This is a genomic window from Microbispora sp. H10885 (assembly GCF_014161415.1).
Taxonomy (GTDB): Bacteria; Actinomycetota; Actinomycetes; order Streptosporangiales; family Streptosporangiaceae; genus Microbispora; species Microbispora triticiradicis.
The window spans coordinates 547,795-565,318 of the sequence record NZ_JABBWY010000004.1 but is presented as its reverse complement, the minus strand read 5'-3'; the positions used below and the strand labels follow the sequence as shown (position 1 = coordinate 565,318).

Here is a 17,524-nt window from a genome sequence, read left to right as displayed (position 1 = left end):
AAGGGCGGCTCAGAGGGCGGCGAGGAGGCGGGCGAGTTCCTTCGGGCCCGCGTTGCCGCCCGTGCAGACGACGGCCACCCGCCGCCCGGCGAACTCCTCGCGCCGGGCCAGCAGCCCGGCCAGGGCGGCCGCTCCCGCTCCCTCGGCGAGCGTGTGGGCCTCGCCGAGCAGCATCCGCTGGGCCCGCAGGATCTCGTCGTCGCCGACCAGGACGAAATCGTCCAGCCGGTCCCGCATCACGGCCTGGGGCGTCGCGAACGCCGAGCCCGTGGCAAGGCCCTCCACGACGGTCTTGACCGGCCGGTTCACCAGGGCGTTCAGCCGCCACGAGTCGTGCGCGGCGGGGGCCTGCGCCGACTGGACGGCGATCACCCGGCAGCCGGGCGCGAGCGCGGCCGCGGCCAGGCACGCCGCCGCGGCTCCGGTGCCGCTGCCCACGGGCACGAACACCGCGTCCAGGTCCGGCCGGGCGGCGAACATCTCGGCGTAGAGCGTGCCGACCCCGGCGATGATGTCCGGCTCGTCGGCCGGGCCGATCAGCCTGCGCCCGGTGCGCTCGGCGAGATCGCGGGCGTGCCCGGCGGTCTCCACCATCGTCGCGCCCCGGACCTCGACGGTCGCCCCGAGCGCCTCGACCGCCGCTACTTTGGCCGGGTTCGGGTTGTCCGGCATCAGCACCGCGCAGGGCACGCCGTACAGGCGGGACGCGTACGCGATCGACTGGGCGTGGTTGCCGGTGGAGTACGTGACGACCCCGCGACCGCGGTCGGCCATCCGGGCCAGCAGCGTGATGCCGCCGCGCACCTTGAACGCTCCCGTGGGCTGCACGTTCTCGTGCTTGACGTACACCTCCACGCCGACCGCCGCGTTGAGCACCGGATAGGACCACATGGGCGTCTCAGGGAGTTGGTGGGCGATGAGCCGCCTGGCGTCCAAAATGTCGCGAATGCCTGTCATGCGTACCAGCGTGGCCCACGGCCCGATGTCAGGTCCAACTCATGTTCCGCGATGATTCCATCGACGGGATCGATGGGTTCAGATCCCGGCGAGGTAGCCGGTGAGCTCGGCGACGGACGACGTGTCGATCCCGATGTACCCGTCGGGCCGCACCAGGACGTACCCGGTCTCGCCGTAGGCGGCGCGGATGTGCCCGCCGTCGTCGAGGAGGTCCCGGCCGATCCGGTAGGCGGGCACTCCTCCGGGTACGGGTCCGGCGCCCAGGCACAGCAGGGTGGGCTGAGGGCCGCGGAACACGTCGAAGAGGCGGATCCGCCGGCCGTCTGCGGTCGCGCATGCCGCGTCCGGAGCGCGGTCACCGCCCCGCGCGCCCGCCGCCAGCGGGCCACCGCGGTAGGACAGGTCCAGCTGGCTCGTCCGCTCGTCGTGCTCGATCTTCCTGCCGTCCAGCAGTTCCGTGCTCAGCCCGAGGGCCCGGCGCGCGACCGGCCGCCGTTCCGCCTCGTAGGTGCCGAGAAGCGACTCGGGCGCTCCGGACAGTACGCGGGCCAGCTTCCAGCCCAGGTTGTAGGCGTCCTGCACGCTGGTGTTCAGCCCCTGGCTGCCCGCCGGGGAGTGCACGTGCGCGGCGTCTCCGGCGATGAACACGCGACCGGAGCGATAGCGCTCGGCGAGCCTGATGGCCACCCGGTACACCGAGGGGGCGGCGAGCCCGGTGACGGTGAGACCACGGCGGCCGGTCCGCTCTCTGAGCAGGCGCTGGAACCCCGCGAGCGTCAGATCCGGCCTCTCGTCCCGGGTGATCGGCGCGCTGAACCGGAAGCAGGCCGAATGGGGCACCGGCCACACGCTGGCCCTCACCTGCTTCCTGATCGGGTTGACCCAGACCTGCCAGGCGTCGCGGCGCAGCCCGCCGACCTCGACGTCGCCCAGTAGGAGGCGGGTGTCCTCGCGCGTCTCCCCGGCGAAGCCGATGCGCAGCGTCTTCCTGACGACGCTGCGTCCGCCGTCCGCGCCCACGAGATAACGGGACCGGATCGTCTCGCCGGAGCCCGTGACGGCGGTGACCTCGCCGGCGTTCTGGGTGAGCGCCGTCACCTCGGTCCCGTAGTCCACCTTCCCGCCGAGCTCGGTCAGCCGGTCGCGCAGGATCCGCTCCGTACGCCACTGCGGCTGGATGACGACCGACGGGTACGGCACGGCGGGAGACGGGGCCACGGGCTTGTGCGCGTGCTTCCTGAACACCGGCACCCTGCCGACGTACACGAGGAGGGGCGGATGCGCCCCGGCGGTCTCCAGGATCGGGCCGACGACGCCGAGATCGTCGAAGACCTCCAGGGTGCGTGGCTGCAGTCCGTTGCCGCGGGTGCCGACGGAGAAGCCCTCCGGCCTCTTGTCCAGGACCCGGACGGCCACACCGCGGCGGACCAGGTCGATGGCGAGCGTCAGTCCCGTCGGGCCGGCGCCCACGACGACGACGTCCGTGGTACTCGCGCCCGGAGCGGAGGACGGCCGGTTCACCGGCGGCCCGCCGTCACGGCGGGCGCCGCCGCCTGCTCGTCCTGCCAGGTGAAGGAGTGCGTGCCGGAGCCGGTCCGCTCGCGGCGGCCGTCCCCCAGACGCACCCGGGCGGTCGCGCCCGCGGGAATCGTGACCTCCAGCGTGACCGTCCCGCCGTCCCGCCGCCAGGAACTGGACGCGGCGCCGTACGGCGTCTCCACCGTCGCGGAAGCGTGGGTGAGGCCGCCTCCGGCCAGCGGGCGGACGCCGATGACGCGGTATCCGGGCTCGTCGGGTGTCAGGCCTGCGACATGTTCGGTGAGGAAACCCGCCACCGCGCCGTGGGCGTAGTGATTGTGGGACAGGGTGCCCCTGCCGTGCCTGTCGTATCCCTCCCAGGTCTCCCACACGGTGGTCGCGCCGCGTTCGACCTGTGCCAGCCACGAGGGGGGCGTGTCCTGCAGGAGCAGGGCGTAGGCCAGGTCGGGGCGTCCGCCGTCGGCGAGCACGGGAAGCAGCATGGACGTGCTGAGGAGGCCGGTGCCGGGATGCGCCCCGGCCCTCTGGACGAGCTCCACCAGACGGGCGAAGGCGGCCGGGCGCCGCTCCTCCTCCAGCAGGTCGAACGCCAGGGCGCGGACGTAGTCGTCCTGCCCGTCGGCGCCGACGCGGCCGTCGGGACGGACGAAGGCGGCCTGCCAGGCCGTGCGCACCCGCCGTGACAGCTCGGCGTAGTGCGCGGCGTCGGTGTCGTGGCCCAGCACCTCGGCGATCCGCGCCATCAGCCGCGTGGAGTGGGCGAAGTAGGCCGTGGCCACGACCGGGCGGTCGAACAGGAGGCGGCGGAGCTGAGTGGCCGTCCTGTGCTTCGGCCTGAACCACTCTCCCAGGTGGACACCCGAATCGAGAACGAACCTCTCGTGGCGCCCCACCCGCCTGCCGAACCAGCGCGCCCAGCCCGCCCGGGTGCGGGCGGTGCGTTCCAGGTGGCCGATCCAGCGGCGCATGGAGCCGTACTGGCGATCGAGGACGCGCTCGTCGCCGTAGTAGCGATAGAGGGTCCAGGGGAGCAGGACGCTCGCGTCGCCCCAGCCGACGGACCCGCGGACGACCCGGGCGAAGGCGGGAGGGCCGCCGCTGAAGACGGACGTCTCGCTGGGGATCATCGGCGGGATCCGCCCGTCCTCGAACTGCTCCAGGGCGAGGTTGCGCAGGTAACGGCGCAGGTAGGCGTGCGCGTCGACCAGGGTGGCGGCGGTGGGGGCGAACACCTGGGCGTCGCCGGTGTATCCGGACCGCTCCCGCGTGGGGCAGTCGGTGGCGGTGTCGGCGAAGTTGGCGCGCACGCTCCACAGGACGTTGCGGTGCAGCCGGTTCAGGCGTTCGTCCGAGGCGTGGAAGACGCCGGTCTGGGGCACCGCCGTGGACAGCACGAGGGCTTCGACGTCGTCCGGCGCCACGTCGTGGTCCAGGCCGTCGATCTCCAGGTAGCGGAAGCCCCGGGTGGTGAACCACGGCTGGTACCAGCTCCGCCCGCCGCCGAGCGTCACCTCGTCGCGCTGCTCGCTGACGGTGCCGTAGAGCACCACGTAGCCGGTGTCGAGTTCGCCGTCGGGAGCGAGCAGTTCGCTGTACGTCAGCCGCACCCGGACGCCGGAGGGCCCGGACAGCCGGACGCGGGCGACACCGGCGAGGTTCTGGCCGAAGTCCACCAGTTGCCGGCCCGAGGGAGAGCGCCAGATCCGCCGGGGACGGAGCCGGTCGATCAGCCGGACCCGTTCGACCTCCTCGGCCACCAGCCCGCGCGCCGCCGTGGGGAGCACCCGGGCCGGCCCCATCCGCGCCGGCGGCCGATCGCCCGTCAGCCAGTCGGCATCGGGGACGCGCAGGTCGACGCGCTCACCCGATTTCGGATCCGAACCCAGGATGCGCCCCGGTCCGGCGTGCCAGCTCCGATCGGTGACGACGACCACGCTGCTGCCGTCCGCCAGTTCCAGCTCGATCTGCGCGAAGCCGGCCAGTTGGTCGCCGTAGACCGCGCGGCGCTCCGCGACACCCAGATGACCGCGGTAACGCCCGTCCCCGACGGCCATCGCCACGATGTTGGCGCCGGCCCGGAAGTGCGCGGTGACGTCGTACGTCTGGTATTCGACGATGTGGTCGAGCGGTGTCCACCGGGGCACGAGGGCGTCACCCGTGACGTCCTGGCCGTTGACGAAGAAGCGATACCAGCCCAGCGCGCTCACGTACGCCCGGCCTCGCACCACCTCCGCGGGCAGTTCCGCCCTTCCTCGCAGGTAAAGCACGGCGTCGTCGCCACGCGGAGCCGGTGGGCCGCTGATCCAACCGGCTCGCCACCCGGACGGATCCAGCATGGCCGTCTCGAACCAGGCCGGCTCACTCCACGCGCCGCCGGCGCCCGAGTCGTCGGTCACCCGCACCCGCCAGAAGTAGCGGCGGCCCGACTCCAGCGCGGGCCCCGCGTAGACCGCGCCGAACGGCCGGTCATCGGCGATCCGGCCGGAGTCCCAGAGCACCCCGTCGTCGAATCCGTCGCGGGTGGCGACCTGGATCAGGTAGCCGGTCTGCCGGACATCCGCCCGAGCGGCGCTCAGCCGCCAGGAGAACTCCGGGGCAGGGGTGCCGAGGCCCAGCGGCAGGGTGCGGGCGTCGGTCTTCAGGTCATGGATCCGGAGCGGCACGATGCTCCCAAAGAATGCACAGCGGTCACGGGCAGGCACTTGCTGAAACGAACCGTCCACGAGCCTGGAAATCGGGTTCCGCACGGAAGCTAGCACAGGCCGCCCCCATTCCCAATACGCAGGCCTCGCCAATTGGATTCTGCAGGTATTTCAGCAGGAGATTCTGCGGATATTTCTGCGGGAAACGGCCGCCGGCCGATAAGCGAGCCGTTGACGACCTGGCAGGACACACCTAACATGCCGCGGATGAACAGGTATCTGCAGGACACGGAGCGGCCGGCGGACAGTCGCGAACACCCGGACCCCCCGCCCGTTCGAATTTCGAATGCAATTGCTCTCCGTATCGCGGACCGCACCTGGTATGCGGCCTGCGTACGCGACTATGATCCGGACCAGGGGCACACCGGAACCGATCACCTTCTGCTGCTCTACACGGAGGCCCCGCCACCGCCGAAAGGAATGCTGCCCGCCCTCCCGCCCGGCGACCTGCCTTTCCGGATTCATTCGGAATGCCTTTTCGGGGATGTCTTCTCGGGCGACCGGTGCGACTGCGGCGGGCAACTGGACGCCGCGAGGCGGGACATCGTCGCGCACGGGCATGGAATGATCTTCTACCTGCGTCAGGAAGGCCGGGGCATCGGCCTTTTCGACAAGGTACGTAGCCTGCTGCAGGACGGCGACACCTATCAGCGGAACCTCGCGGTGGGCGCCCAGGAGGACGCCCGGCGCTACGATCTGGCCGCCCGGGTCCTGCTCCACCTCGGCGTCGGGCGAGTCCGCCTGATGTCCGGGAATCCGGAGAAGGGCTCGGCCCTGACGCGGGCCGGAATCGAGGTGTCGCTGCACACCGAAATCGATCGGCCGCTCTCCCATGAGGCCGCGGGGGAGGTCAGCGCGAAGATGGCACGGGGATATTCGTACAGTTTCAGGGGCACGTTCGGCGGCACGGCGGAGACCTCGTGACAATCGCGCGTCACCCGCTTCCGGCCGTGACGTCCGCGGACGCGCGCCGTGACAGGAGCCGCGTCGCCGTCCTGCCGGTCGGCAGCTTCGAACAGCACGGGCCGTACCTGCCCCTGTCGACCGACACCGTGATCGCCCAGGCGATCGCCGACCGGATCTGCCTGGACTACGACCTGTTTCCTCTCCCTCCCGTCACCATCTCGTGCTCGCACGAACACTCCGCTTTCCCGGGGACGCTCAGTCTCCAGGCGACGACCCTGCACTCCGTGGTCTCGGACATCTGGAAATCGCTGGACCGGGACGGATGGACGGGACTCGTCATCGTGAACGGGCACGGCGGGAATCACGTTCTCTCGAATCTCGCCCAGGAACTGAACGCGGACGCCCCTCGTGTCGTGCTCTTCCCGACCGGCCCGGACCTGGAGGCCGCCGGCCGTGCGGCCGCACTGCAGGCGGAGGTGGGGAGGACCGACATGCACGCCGGGGAGTTCGAGGTCTCGCTCCTTCTGCACGTCGCGCCTCATCTCGTGCGCCCCGGCTACGAGGCCGCCGACTGGGAGACCGAGGAGTGGCGGTCCGGGCTGCACCTACGCGGGATCGAGCCCTACGCGCCGCAAGGGGTGATCGGCCGGCCCTCCGCGGCGTCCGCCGAGAAGGGCAGGGTGATCCTCGACAGTCTCAGCTCGTCATGCGGGCGCCTGCTGGCGTACCTTTCCGGCAACCCCGTCGGAAGGCGTTCGAGGAGACCGACAGACATGGCCGACAGATGACGATCGACGTCGTACGACTGCGTGTCCTCGTCGCGCTGGCCCGGGCGGGCACGGTGACGGCGGCGGCCCACGAGCTGCACTACTCGCAGTCGTCGGTGAGCCACCACCTCGCCCGGCTGGAGGCGGAGACCGGCGCCAAGCTGGTGCAGCGGGTGGGGCGCGGCGTCCGGCTGACGGAGGCGGGCCGCCTGCTCGCCGAACGCGGCGCCGAGATCCTCGGCCGTCTCGACGCGGCGTCCGCCGAGCTGTCCGCGCACGTCGGGCTGCGGGCCGGGCGCGTACGGCTGGCCGCCTTCCCCTCGGCCCTGGGCACGTTCGTCCCCGCCGCCGCCCAGCGGCTCGCCAGGGAGCATCCCGGGCTGGACCTCCGCCTGATGGAGGCCGAGCCGCCCGAGGCGCTGCGCCTGCTGCGGGCGGGCGAGGTCGACGTGGCCGTCGTCTTCCGGTACGGCGGGACCGGCCCCGAGGACGACGGCGTCCGGCTGGTCCACCTGCTCGACGATCCGAGCCTTCTCGTCACTCCCGGCCTTGTCTCTTCAGGGGCCGCCACGGGAAGCGAACTGGGCGCGGACCTGGCGGCGTACGCCGACGCCCCCTGGATCGCGGGCTGCGAGCGGTGCCGCGCCCATCTGCTCGCGCTGTGCGGCGAGGCGGGCTTCGAGCCGCGCGTCTCGTTCACGACGGACGACTACGTGGCCGTGCAGGCGATGGTCGCCGCCGGGCTGGGCGTGGCGGTCCTCCCCCGGCTGGCGCTGTCGGCCCATCGTCATCCGGACGTGCTGACCTCCGAGCTGCCGGGCCCGGCCCGCCGGGTCCACGCCGCCACGTACGGCGAGCCGCCCGACCCGCCCGCCACGGCGGCCCTGGTCGCCGCCCTGCTCCGGGCTCAGCTCGGCGCGGGCGACGGCGCCGGGGACGGCGTGGGGCCGTCGTTGTCCAGCTCCGTGGCGCTCCAGACGGCGGTCCCGGTGCCGGGCAGCTGACTGATCTTGGACAGGAACGTGGCGGTGCCGTTCGACGAGTCGGCGTCCTCCTCCGCGAAGACGAGGAGCGTCTGCCAGGTGCTCCACGTGTCCGCGGGGAAGAGCAGCCGGGGGCCGATCAGCAGATCGGAGTCACCGGACAGCCGCTCGCTGTCGACGGTCACCCAGCCGTACGACGGCCGGCCGCTGAGCCGTACGTGGATGACGGCCGAGCCGCCCTCGGGCACGGCGATGTGCGACGGCGAGACGATGACGCCCGGCGTGGGGGTGACGGTGGGGGTCGGCGACGGGCTCCACGAGGAACTGGAGATTGTTCCCTGAGCGGCGACGGCCGCACCCGGACCGGCGAGCCCGGCCGCGGCGGACGCCGTGGCCACGACGGCCGCGAGAACGGCCGCACGACGCAGGCGGGCGGGGGCGAGTCGCATCGACACCTCCACGAGGAAGACGCAGGACCATCCGGCGATCACCGGCGGTGCTCCCAGCGTCGTTTCTTCTCCGCGGCATGTACAGGAACCGCGGCCTGGCGCTCTCGTCCCACCGGCCGCCCAGCGCGCCGCCGGGCCGGTCCACCTGGGCGAACGCCGCCCGAGACGGTCGCAGGCGGCCGGGCGACGCGGCCGCGGGCCGGTGAAAGATTCAGCCGGCCCGGCGAAACTCCGCCGCGGCGTTCGGGCCTTCCGCACAGGCGGCGGCGAGTTCGTCCAGGGACAGGCCCAGCGCGGCGGCGAGCGCGGCGACCGTGAAGAAGGCCGGGGTCGGCGCGCGGCCGGTCTCGATCTTGCGCAGCGTCTCCGCCGACAGCCCGGCCGCCGCGGCGACCTCGATCATGCTGCGTTCGCCACGCGCCTGCCGGAGCAGGGCGCCGAACCGCTCCCCCCGCTGCCGCTCCTCGGAGGTCAGGGGCACTCTCACCATGACTGTGATACTAATACCGGGATACTTATACCGGTATAGTTATTGGTGCCACTTGGAGGGGTGCGTCATGGTGGAGATCAAGACCGACGCCGCGCTGGACGCGATGCGGGAGGCGGGGCGCGTCGTCGCCCGCGCGCTCGACGCCGCGCGCCGGACGGCGGCCGTCGGGATGCGGCTCAGGGAACTGGACGAGACGGCGCGGGAGGTGCTGCGCGAGGCGGGGGCGCGTTCGCCCTTCCTCGGCTACCGGCCGCACTTCGCGCCGAGCCCGTTCCCCGCGGTGATCTGCGTGTCCGTCAACGACGCCATCGTGCACGGCGTCCCGGGCGACTACCGGCTGCGTGACGGGGACGTCGTGGGCGTGGACTGCGGGGCGGAACTGGACGGCTGGACGGCCGACGCCGCCGTCACCTTCGTCGTCGGCACTCCCCGCACCGGTGACGTGGAGCTGATCGACACGACACGGCGGGCGCTCGACGCGGGGATCGCCGCCGCGACCGTCGGCAACCGCATCGGGGACATCTCCGCGGCGATCGACGCGGTCGCCCGCGACGCCGGGTACGGCATGCCGAGGGACTTCGGCGGCCACGGCATCGGCCGCCGGATGCACGAGGACCCGCCGGTGCCCAACCACGGCCGCCCCGGGCGGGGTTATCCGCTGCGGCACGGCCTGGCGCTGGCCATCGAGCCGATGTTCATCGCCGGCGGCCGGGACGGCTACCTCACGGCGGCGGACGGCTGGACGTTGCACACCACCGACGGCAGCCGGGCCGCCCACATGGAGCACACGATCGCGATCACCGAGGACGGCCCCCGGGTGCTCACCCTGCTCTGACGGGGCGCCTGGCCGGGCACTCTGACCGGGCGCTCTGACCGGGCGCTCGCGAAAAATCGGGATGCCCGCACGAGGGCGGCGTCCGTACGATCCGGACATGCCTACGCTGCCCGCACTCGCCCTCTTCGCCGCCGCCACGCTCGCCCTGCTCGTGGTGCCTGGACCCGCCGTGCTCTACATCGTCACCCGCAGCGTCGCGCAGGGCCGTACGGCGGGGCTGGTGTCCGTCCTCGGCGTCCACGCGGGCTCACTGGTGCACATCGCCGCCGCCGCGCTGGGGATCACCGCGCTGCTCGCCGCGTCGGCCACGGCGTTCGCCGTCGTCAAGTATCTCGGCGCCGCCTACCTCGTCTACCTGGGCGTACGCAAGCTGCTGCGGCGGTCGGAGACGGAGGCCGCCGAGGTCAGGGTCGCCTCGCGCAGCCGCCTGTTCGGCGAGGGGTTCGTGGTCAACGTGCTCAACCCGAAGACCGCGATGTTCTTCCTGGCGTTCCTGCCGCAGTTCGTCGATCCCGCGCGCGGGCCGGTGGCGCCGCAGGTGCTGGTGCTCGGGGCCGTCTGGGTGGCGCTCGGCATGGCCAGCGACGGCACGTACGCGCTGCTGGCCTCGGTGCTGGCCGGGCGGCTGCGGTCGTCGGCGCGGGCCCGGCGGCGGCTCGACCGGGGCAGCGGCGTCGTCTACCTCGGTCTCGGCGTCGTCGCCGCCCTGGCCCGCGAGGGCGCCGCGAAGGCCTGACCAGCAGGTCGTACGACCCGGGACATTTGTACTGCCGGAGTCGGGATCGGCGAATCTGTCCGGCGGAACCGGGTTCCGGGAGGCTTGAGGCGCGGGAAGACACCAGCGCCCACCCCCGGAGGAGCCGCGCCGATGACGCAGACCCTGACCTCCCCTGCCCCCGCGGCCTTGTCGCCGGACACCGCTCAGCCGCAGAGCAACCTCCGCCGGATGCTCGTCCCGCTGGCGCTGGACATCGCCGCGCCGCTCGCCTGCTACTACGTCCTGCACGGCGCGTTCGGGCTGAGCGAGGTCGCCGCGCTCGCCGTGAGCGGGGTGATCCCGGCCGTCCGGGTGATCGCCGGGATCGTCCGCGAACGGACCCTGAACGGCATGGCCGCGCTGACGCTCGTGGTCAACGTGGCGGGGATCGCGCTGAGCTTCCTCACCGGCGACGCCCGGATGATGATCGCCAAGGACTCCGGTCTCAGCGGAGTGCTCAGCCTGGCGATCCTGCTCTCGGCGTTCACGCGGCGGCCGGTGATGACCGCGGGCATGCGCCCGTTCGTCACGAAGGGGAACGCGGCGAAGGAGGCGGCCTGGGAGCGGCTCGCGGAGGGCTCGGCCCGGTTCCGCCGGGCCGAGCGGAGGTTCAGCGCGATCTGGGGCGGCGTGCTGCTCGCCGAGTGCGTGGTCCGGCTGGCCGGCGCGTTCACGCTGCCGGTCGCCACGATGATCTGGCTGTCCAACGTGCTGCTGATCGCCGCCATCGCGCTGGGGCTTGTGCTCGCGGGCGCGTTCGGTTCCGGGCCGATCATGGGGATGGTCGGCATCGAGGCCAGGAGTGGGCGATGAGAGGCAGAGGCATCAACTACGACACCGGTTTCCTCCCGGGCGGGCACACCTCGCGGGAGCGCTTCGACCCGGAGACGGTCCGGGAGGAGATGCGGGTCGTCGCAAGGGAGCTGAACTGCACCGCCGTACGCGTCACGGGGGGCGATCCGGAACGGATCGGCGTCGCCGCCCGGCACGCCGCCGACGCCGGGCTTGAGGTGTGGTTCTCGCCCTTCCCGTGCGAGCAGACGACGCGGGAGCTCGGGCCGTTCTTCGCCGAGTGCGCCGAACGGGCCGAGGACCTGCGGCGTGACGGCGCGGAGGTGGTGCTCGTCACCGGTTGCGAGCTAAGCTTCTTCGCGGCCGGGTTCCTGCCAGGGGAGGACTTCTTCGACCGCATCTCCCGGCTCGGCGGAGGGGACCCGGAGACGCTCGCGCGCTTCGCCGAGATCCCCGGGCTGCTCAACCCGTTCCTGGCGAAGACCGCCGAGGCGGCCCGGAAGGTGTTCGGCGGCCGGGTGACCTACGCCTCCGGAGACTGGGAGGACGTCGACTGGGGCCCGTTCGACGTCGTCGCGGTGAACGCCTACCGCGACGAGCGCACCGCGGGCACCTACCGCGAGGATCTCCGCTCCCGGTTCCGGCACGGCAGGCCGGTGGCCGTCACCGAGTTCGGCACGTGCGCCTACACAGGGGCAGGCGCACGTGGCGGCATGGCGTGGGCCATCGTCGACGACACGGCCCAGCCGCCCCGGCTGAACGGCGACTACCTCCGCGACGAGGGCGAGCAGGTCCGCTACCTGCGCGAACTTCTCACGGTGTTCGAGGAGGAGGGCGTGGACACCGCCTTCTGGTTCACCTTCGCCGGCTACAACCTGCCGCACCACCCGGATCCGCGCCGGGACCTCGACCTGGCCTCCTACGGGGTGGTCCGCGTCCTGGAGGACGGCCGCCGGGAGCCCAAGGAGGTCTTCGGGGCGCTCGCCGCCGCCTACGCCGCCTCCTGACCCACCTTGTGAGCGCGGCGGCCCTGGATCATGGCGTGGGTGCCGCTGGTACGCCAGGCGCGGCCGGTCGCGTCCAGCTCGGCCACGGTGTGCTCGGGCACGCCGACGAGCGCGTCCGACTTCAGCGTGCGAAGCGCGACGACCGGACCGGGGAAGTAGCCGGTGACCGCGGCGAACGGGGTGGCCGGGGGCCACATCCGGTCACCGGTCAGCCTGCGGTAGTTCAGGTCGCCCTTCATGATCGTCAGGTCGGCCGCCGCGAACTCGCCGCGCAGGTCGTCCGGCATGTCCGCGTACGGCAGCGGGGCGCACGCGAACGGATGCGCCCGCAGCGTGAGCCGCCCGTCCTCCGTCGCCGCCCAGAGCCGGGCGCCGGCCTCTCCCGCCCGGCCGGGGGCCGCGGCGAGCCGTCGCAGGCACGCGAGCACGTCGGACGGCGTGGCGTCGGACACGAAGTAGGGGACCGGCTTGACGTGCAGCGCGACCTCGCTCGCCTGCCCGTGGGCGAGGAGATGGTCGGCCAGCACGAGATCGGGCAGCAGCTCCCGCCCCGCGTTGTCGGCGACCAGGCAGATCCTCGCCGGGGCCAGGTCGCCGAGCAGCGCGCGGAGCAGGGGGCCGTCGTCCACGACCAGGCCGGTGGCCCGCTCGCCGCCGCCGGCGCCTGTGGCGCCGTGGGAGAGGTCCGCGCGGTTGCCCCAGAGTGAGCCGAGCAGGAGCGCCTCGGCCCGCTCGTCCGGGGACAGCGCGGCGGTCTCGTCGAGCGCGGCGAGCTCTCCGTCCACGTCCGGCCCGTCGAGCTCGGCCTGCTTCAGGGGGCCGAACGGGTCGACCCCCCGCCACGGGCCGTCGCCGAAGTATCCGGTGGCCTCAAGCAGCTTCCGGTAGAAGTAGCTCTCGGCCCACAGGAACGGCGCGTCGACCCAGCGGCCGCCGATCTTGCCACGGCCCCACTCGGCCCAGGCGGCGCCGTCGTGCGCGGACGGCTCCAGCGGCTCCATGACGTCGCGCTCGACCTCGCCGAGGAGCCGGTCGAGCGCGCGCCGCCGGTCCGGTGTGTACGGCAACGCCTCCCTGACCTGCTTGATGAGGACGGGATGCCGCTCCCGGAACACGCTCAGCGCGTACGAGCCCGGGACGTTGCCGAGGATCGGCGCGGCCTCCGGCGTCTCGTCCAGGGCATCGTCTCGGGCATCGTCCAAGGCACGGCTCATCCGGCGTCCTCCCCCGCTCGTGACACTCCACCGTCAGTAAAGCGCAGGGGGCCGCACGAGCCGCATCGCCCCCTCTGCTCACGCGTTAAAGTCAAATTTCATGACAATGTGGGATTGCGGCCATACCACTGTCGCCGTAGTTTCCCGGTATGGATCTGGAGATCCGCCACCTCAGGATCGTGCACGCGGTAGCCGAAGCCGGGAGCGTCACGAAGGCGGCCACCCGGCTAGGCCTCGCCCAACCATCCCTCACCGCCCAGCTCAAACGCATCGAACGCTCACTCGGAGGGCCGCTGTTCGAACGTGACCGCAACGGCGCCCGCCCCACTCCCCTCGGTGAGATGGTGCTGGCCCGCGCGCGGGTGCTGCTGCCCGCCGTACGCGACCTCCAGGAGGACGCCGTACGGTTCGCCAACACCTCGGTCAAACTGCCCGGCTACCGGCTCGGCGCCACGCACGGCCCCATACTCGGCGGGCTCGTCGAACGGCTGACCGCGGCGCAGCCCGGGATCCCGATCACCACCCGCACCTCCTGGTCGGCCGACGAGCTGACCGGGCTGGCCGCGGCCGGCCGGCTCGACTTCGTGCTCCTCGGCAGGTGCGGCGACAGCCCTCCGCCTCCGGCCGACGCGATGAGCTGGACCACGGTGGGCATGGACCCGGTCTTCGTGCTCCTGGGCGAGGAGCACCCCCTCGCCGGGGAGAAGGAACTGGAGCTGTCCCGCCTCGCCGACGAGCGCTGGGTGGTGGCCCCGGGGGACGGGTGCTTCTCCGACTGCTTCGCCACCGCCTGCGCGCGTGCCGGGTTCGTGCCCGAGTCCATCTACGAAACGGACGTGGGCACCTGCCTGCACCTGGTCGGCGTCGGCAAGGCCGTCGCCCTGTGCCAGGCCACGTTCCAGCTCACGTCCGGACTCGTGATGATGCCGCTGGCGGGGGCTCCGCTGGGCTGGCGGCACCTGCTCGGCTGGCACTCGGGATCGATCGGCGCGCGGGCCGCGCCGGTGGTGGCGGCCCAGGCACGAGCCGCGTACGCTGACGCCGTCAGGCGCAGCTCACGCTACGCGGACTGGCTCGTCACCAATCCTGACTATGGTGCCGTGCCGTGACATCCTTCGCGGAGGAGCTTTCCATAACGCCGTGATAGGGGCGAACTGATAGATCCGCGTGACGCGGATGGTCGGTTACGTTGACGGCACCCCCCGAAGACAAGGAGAGCCCCACATGCTCCGCAGACGCACGGTAACCGCCGCATGCGCCCTGGCCGTCACGGCCCTCGCCACGGTCGCCACCCCGGCCCTGGCCGAGCCGAGCAACTCCTCCGCCTCTTCCATCGGCACTCCGTCGCCCGGCATGATCGAGGCGATGCAGCGCGACCTCGGGCTCAGCGCCGACCAGGCCAACGCCCGCCTGGCCAACGAGGCCAAGGCCATGAACACCGACGCCAAGGTCCGGGCCACGCTCGGCGACGCCTACGCCGGATCCTGGGTCTCCGGCGTCACCTCCGACAGTCTGATCGTCGCCACCACCGACGCCTCGAAGGCGGGCGCCATCCTGTCCGCCGGCGCGCAGCCGACGGTCGTCTCCCGCAACCTGGGCGCCCTCGACGCCACCGCGGCCGCGCTGGACAAGGCCGCCGCCGGCGCGCCCGCCTCCGCCGCCTCCCTCTGGTACGTCGACGTGCGCACCAACAGCGTGGTCGTGCTGGCCTCCGACACCGCCGCGGCCGAGAAGCTCGTCACGGCCAGCGGCGCCGACAAGTCGGCCGTACGCGTCGAGCGGTCGGGCGAGGCGCCGCAGACCTTCTACGACGTCCGCGGCGGCGACGCCTACTACATCGGCAGCTCGGCCCGCTGCTCGATCGGCTTCTCCGTGCGCAAGGGCAGCACGCCCGGGTTCGTCGACGCCGGGCACTGCGCCACCGCCGGCAGCACCGTGTACGGCTACAACCACGTCCTCATGGGCACCTTCCAGGGCTACTCGTTCCCCGGCAACGACTACTCCTGGGCGGCGGTCAACAGCAACTGGACCGTCAGGCCCTGGGTGAACAACTACAGCGGCGGCAACGTCGTCGTGAAGGGCTCGTCCGTGGCCGCCGTCGGCTCCTCGATCTGCCGGTCCGGCTCGACCACCGGCTGGCACTGCGGCACCGTGCAGCAGCTCAACGCCAGCGTCCGCTACTCGCAGGGCACGGTCAGCGGGCTGACCCGCACCAACGTCTGCGCCGAGCCCGGCGACTCCGGCGGCTCGTTCATCTCCGGCAGCCAGGCCCAGGGCGTGACCTCCGGCGGCTCCGGCAACTGCTCCAGCGGCGGCACCACCTACTTCCAGCCTGTCAACGAGATCCTCTCCGTCTACGGCCTCACCCTGGTCACCGGCTGATCACCAGCTCAGGAAGGCTCCCCCGCCCGACCGGCGGGGGAGCCTTCCCGCGTTCCGCCGCCGCGCCAGACGGGCATCGGCCGCTCGCCGACGGCGACCTCGTAGGCCGCGCGGGCCAGCAGACGGGTCGAGTCGAGCGTCGGCAGGGCGGAGACCTCGGGCGTGATCAGCAACGGGATCTCGGTGCAGACGAGGGCGACCGCGTCGCAGCCGCGGGCGGCCAGCCGTTCGATGACCCGGAGGTACTCCCGGCGCGACGCCTCGCTGATCACGCCGTTCACCAGTTCCGTGAAGATGACCTTGTCGACCAGGTCGCGGTCACCGGCGTCCGGCAGTTCGGCGGCGATCCCGCGGGCGGCGAGCGCACGGGGATACAGCGGGCCGTCCATCGTGAACCTGGTGCCCAGGACGCCCACGCGCGTGCGCCCCTCGGCCGCCGCCTGGTCCGCGACGACCTCGGCGATGTGCAGGCCCGGCAGCGGCAGGTCCGGTCCCGGCGCCTCCAGAGCCAGGTGGGCGGTGTTGTCCGGGCAGACGAAGAAGTCGGCGCCGGCCCGCGCGAGCCGATCGGCGCTCCTGGCCAGGGTGGCGCGGACGGTCGCGTGGTCCCCCGCCTCCCAGGCGGGCATGCTGTAGCCGAAGGCGATGTAGTCCAGGGTGATGTCTGGATGCTCGTTGCGGCCGGTCCGGTGGAAGCCCTCCTCGCAGAACGTGAGGAAGCAGAGGGCGGCTCCTCCCGTGCTGTGCGCGAGAACGCCGAGATGCCTCACGACGGCTGCTCCGAATACTCGAACCGCTCCGGCCGCTCCGGCCGCTCCGGCCGCTCCGGCCGCATGAGCCAGCCGCCGACGAGGAGGAACGCGAGACCGACGATCAGCGAGACAAGCGGGATCGTGGTCTTCAGCAGCGCGATCTGGTTCATGTTGTCCCTGGCCGTGCGGACGAGCGAGCCGACCGTCTCCGGGGTGTAGGTCGCGGTGCCGACGAGGGCGGGGGTGCGCTCGACGCCGTCGCCGGTCTTCAGCACCTCGTGGCGCCGCTGCTCCTGCTTCACCGGCAGGCCGGTCTCGGGCTCGACCCAGAAGGTGGTCGTGCCGTCGTACACGCGCTCGGCCTGCTTGTCCCCCTTCCCCTTCATCCCGAGCACGGTGGCGGGCACCTTGAGCGTGTCGGTGACGGTCGGGGGGATCTTCTGCACGAACCGGTAGACCCGCAGCCCGTCCAGCACCTCCTCCCCGGCGAACTCCGCCGGGAAGGCCTGCTTGGCGGCGGGGTTGTAGACCGGGTAGGTCTTCTTCTCGACCCCGAAGGGGAACAGGAAGATCTGCCCCTGCAGCCGCACCGGCGTCTTGTCCACGTTGACCTGGCAGCAGTTGACCCCGGTGCCGTCGTACTTGTTGAAGGCGCTGCGGAACAGGCTGAAGGAGATGCCGCGGCGTTCGTTGGTGACGTCGTTGACGTTGGTGAACTGGTCCCACACGACGTGGTCGCCGGCCGACTCCGCCGTGTCGCCGCGGGTGGTCACGGTGATGGCGAGGTTCCCGGTGAGAACCTTCATGTCGGCGACGCTGAAGTAACGGGCGTTCGGCGCGCTCAGTTCCGTCGTGCTGTCCTGGTCCGCGGGCGCGTGCACGAGCCGGTCCGCCGCCCAGAAGCGGAGCAGCGGGGCCAGCACGACGAAGAACACCCCCAGCGCGAGGAGAACGAGTCCACCGGTCCGTCTCATCAAGTCCTCCGGGATCTC

At 72.3% G+C, this 17,524-nt stretch carries 18 protein-coding genes; 10 read left to right on the top strand and 8 right to left on the bottom strand.

The features are described from left to right. Window positions 1-9: 9 nt before the first annotated feature. The 3 genes from HHX37_RS13780 to HHX37_RS13770 form a co-directional block, all read right to left on the bottom strand. A complete protein-coding gene (locus HHX37_RS13780) occupies window positions 10-957 on the bottom strand; it encodes a threonine ammonia-lyase (RefSeq protein ID WP_138460283.1) in 948 nt (315 codons plus the stop codon). 78 nt (window positions 958-1,035) lie between these two features. Beyond that, window positions 1,036-2,478, bottom strand: coding sequence for an FAD-dependent monooxygenase (locus HHX37_RS13775; protein WP_182885622.1), 1,443 nt, complete (start codon window positions 2,476-2,478; stop codon window positions 1,036-1,038). Beyond that, window positions 2,475-5,159 carry an alpha-L-rhamnosidase gene (locus tag HHX37_RS13770; RefSeq protein WP_182885621.1) on the bottom strand — a complete coding sequence of 895 codons (2,685 nt, stop codon included), beginning with the start codon at window positions 5,157-5,159 and terminating at the stop codon, window positions 2,475-2,477. Before HHX37_RS13770 ends, HHX37_RS13775 begins: the two co-directional genes overlap by 4 nt. 246 nt (window positions 5,160-5,405) lie before the next feature. Between HHX37_RS13770 and HHX37_RS13765 the strand changes: the two genes are divergently transcribed. From HHX37_RS13765 to HHX37_RS13755, 3 genes are read left to right on the top strand one after another with little or no spacing between them, the layout of a single operon-like run. Next, on the top strand, window positions 5,406-6,122 hold the full coding sequence (locus HHX37_RS13765; protein WP_182885620.1) for a GTP cyclohydrolase: 717 nt from the start codon (window positions 5,406-5,408) through the stop codon (window positions 6,120-6,122). Next, window positions 6,119-6,892: a creatininase family protein gene (locus tag HHX37_RS13760; RefSeq protein ID WP_310740362.1), complete on the top strand. Its 774-nt coding sequence runs from the start codon at window positions 6,119-6,121 to the stop codon at window positions 6,890-6,892. The genes HHX37_RS13765 and HHX37_RS13760 overlap by 4 nt, the downstream gene beginning before the upstream one ends. Further along, window positions 6,889-7,875: a LysR family transcriptional regulator gene (locus HHX37_RS13755; protein ID WP_182879873.1), complete on the top strand. Its 987-nt coding sequence runs from the start codon at window positions 6,889-6,891 to the stop codon at window positions 7,873-7,875. The genes HHX37_RS13760 and HHX37_RS13755 overlap by 4 nt, the downstream gene beginning before the upstream one ends. Here HHX37_RS13755 and HHX37_RS13750 read toward each other — a convergent pair. Continuing rightward, window positions 7,779-8,345: a hypothetical protein gene (locus tag HHX37_RS13750; protein WP_182879872.1), complete on the bottom strand. Its 567-nt coding sequence runs from the start codon at window positions 8,343-8,345 to the stop codon at window positions 7,779-7,781. The genes HHX37_RS13755 and HHX37_RS13750 overlap by 97 nt on opposite strands. A gap of 35 nt (window positions 8,346-8,380) precedes the next feature. Here HHX37_RS13750 and HHX37_RS36655 point away from each other — a divergent pair, with 35 nt between their 5' ends. Further along, the gene (locus tag HHX37_RS36655) at window positions 8,381-8,509 is read left to right on the top strand and encodes a hypothetical protein (protein ID WP_259406409.1); all 129 of its coding nucleotides are present in this window, start codon (window positions 8,381-8,383) and stop codon (window positions 8,507-8,509) included. A 5-nt stretch (window positions 8,510-8,514) separates the two neighbouring features. Here the strand turns inward: HHX37_RS36655 and HHX37_RS13745 are convergent, their stop codons facing one another. Next, entirely contained in the window at window positions 8,515-8,793 is a 279-nt protein-coding gene (locus HHX37_RS13745; RefSeq protein WP_182885619.1) for a helix-turn-helix domain-containing protein, read from the bottom strand. Between the two features lie 67 nt (window positions 8,794-8,860). Here HHX37_RS13745 and map point away from each other — a divergent pair, with 67 nt between their 5' ends. From map to HHX37_RS13725, 4 genes are all read left to right on the top strand, one after another. After that, entirely contained in the window at window positions 8,861-9,628 is a 768-nt protein-coding gene (gene map, locus HHX37_RS13740) for a type I methionyl aminopeptidase (RefSeq protein ID WP_182879870.1), read from the top strand. Between the two features lie 97 nt (window positions 9,629-9,725). Beyond that, window positions 9,726-10,364, top strand: a complete 639-nt coding sequence (locus HHX37_RS13735) for a LysE family translocator (RefSeq protein ID WP_182885618.1) — start codon at window positions 9,726-9,728, stop codon at window positions 10,362-10,364. A 132-nt stretch (window positions 10,365-10,496) separates the two neighbouring features. Further along, window positions 10,497-11,198, top strand: coding sequence for a VC0807 family protein (locus tag HHX37_RS13730; RefSeq protein WP_220502835.1), 702 nt, complete (start codon window positions 10,497-10,499; stop codon window positions 11,196-11,198). Continuing rightward, complete coding sequence (locus HHX37_RS13725; RefSeq protein WP_182885617.1) at window positions 11,195-12,184, top strand: hypothetical protein; 990 nt, start codon at window positions 11,195-11,197, stop codon at window positions 12,182-12,184. Before HHX37_RS13730 ends, HHX37_RS13725 begins: the two co-directional genes overlap by 4 nt. On the opposite strand, the gene HHX37_RS13720 is transcribed toward HHX37_RS13725, so the two are convergent. After that, entirely contained in the window at window positions 12,169-13,386 is a 1,218-nt protein-coding gene (locus tag HHX37_RS13720) for a damage-control phosphatase ARMT1 family protein (RefSeq protein WP_259406408.1), read from the bottom strand. The genes HHX37_RS13725 and HHX37_RS13720 overlap by 16 nt on opposite strands. 161 nt (window positions 13,387-13,547) lie before the next feature. Here HHX37_RS13720 and HHX37_RS13715 point away from each other — a divergent pair, with 161 nt between their 5' ends. After that, window positions 13,548-14,507, top strand: a complete 960-nt coding sequence (locus tag HHX37_RS13715) for a LysR family transcriptional regulator (RefSeq protein ID WP_111699443.1) — start codon at window positions 13,548-13,550, stop codon at window positions 14,505-14,507. 115 nt (window positions 14,508-14,622) lie between these two features. Further along, the gene (locus HHX37_RS13710; RefSeq protein WP_182885615.1) at window positions 14,623-15,780 is read left to right on the top strand and encodes a S1 family peptidase; all 1,158 of its coding nucleotides are present in this window, start codon (window positions 14,623-14,625) and stop codon (window positions 15,778-15,780) included. 8 nt (window positions 15,781-15,788) lie between these two features. On the opposite strand, the gene HHX37_RS13705 is transcribed toward HHX37_RS13710, so the two are convergent. Further along, on the bottom strand, window positions 15,789-16,550 hold the full coding sequence (locus HHX37_RS13705) for an aspartate/glutamate racemase family protein (protein ID WP_182885614.1): 762 nt from the start codon (window positions 16,548-16,550) through the stop codon (window positions 15,789-15,791). Then, window positions 16,547-17,506, bottom strand: coding sequence for a DUF3068 domain-containing protein (locus tag HHX37_RS13700; protein WP_182885613.1), 960 nt, complete (start codon window positions 17,504-17,506; stop codon window positions 16,547-16,549). The genes HHX37_RS13705 and HHX37_RS13700 overlap by 4 nt, the downstream gene beginning before the upstream one ends. Between the last annotated feature and the right edge of the window lie 18 nt (window positions 17,507-17,524).

Coding starts and splice junctions, on each gene's coding strand:
- HHX37_RS13710 (WP_182885615.1), top strand. CDS start 14,623: ATGCTCCGCAGACGCACGGTAACCGCCGCATGCGCCCTGGCCGTCACG.
- HHX37_RS13745 (WP_182885619.1), bottom strand. CDS start 8,793: ATGGTGAGAGTGCCCCTGACCTCCGAGGAGCGGCAGCGGGGGGAGCGG.
- HHX37_RS13715 (WP_111699443.1), top strand. CDS start 13,548: ATGGATCTGGAGATCCGCCACCTCAGGATCGTGCACGCGGTAGCCGAA.
- HHX37_RS36655 (WP_259406409.1), top strand. CDS start 8,381: ATGTACAGGAACCGCGGCCTGGCGCTCTCGTCCCACCGGCCGCCCAGC.
- HHX37_RS13765 (WP_182885620.1), top strand. CDS start 5,406: ATGAACAGGTATCTGCAGGACACGGAGCGGCCGGCGGACAGTCGCGAA.
- HHX37_RS13780 (WP_138460283.1), bottom strand. CDS start 957: ATGACAGGCATTCGCGACATTTTGGACGCCAGGCGGCTCATCGCCCAC.
- HHX37_RS13735 (WP_182885618.1), top strand. CDS start 9,726: ATGCCTACGCTGCCCGCACTCGCCCTCTTCGCCGCCGCCACGCTCGCC.
- HHX37_RS13755 (WP_182879873.1), top strand. CDS start 6,889: ATGACGATCGACGTCGTACGACTGCGTGTCCTCGTCGCGCTGGCCCGG.
- HHX37_RS13725 (WP_182885617.1), top strand. CDS start 11,195: ATGAGAGGCAGAGGCATCAACTACGACACCGGTTTCCTCCCGGGCGGG.
- map (WP_182879870.1), top strand. CDS start 8,861: ATGGTGGAGATCAAGACCGACGCCGCGCTGGACGCGATGCGGGAGGCG.
- HHX37_RS13730 (WP_220502835.1), top strand. CDS start 10,497: ATGACGCAGACCCTGACCTCCCCTGCCCCCGCGGCCTTGTCGCCGGAC.
- HHX37_RS13700 (WP_182885613.1), bottom strand. CDS start 17,506: ATGAGACGGACCGGTGGACTCGTTCTCCTCGCGCTGGGGGTGTTCTTC.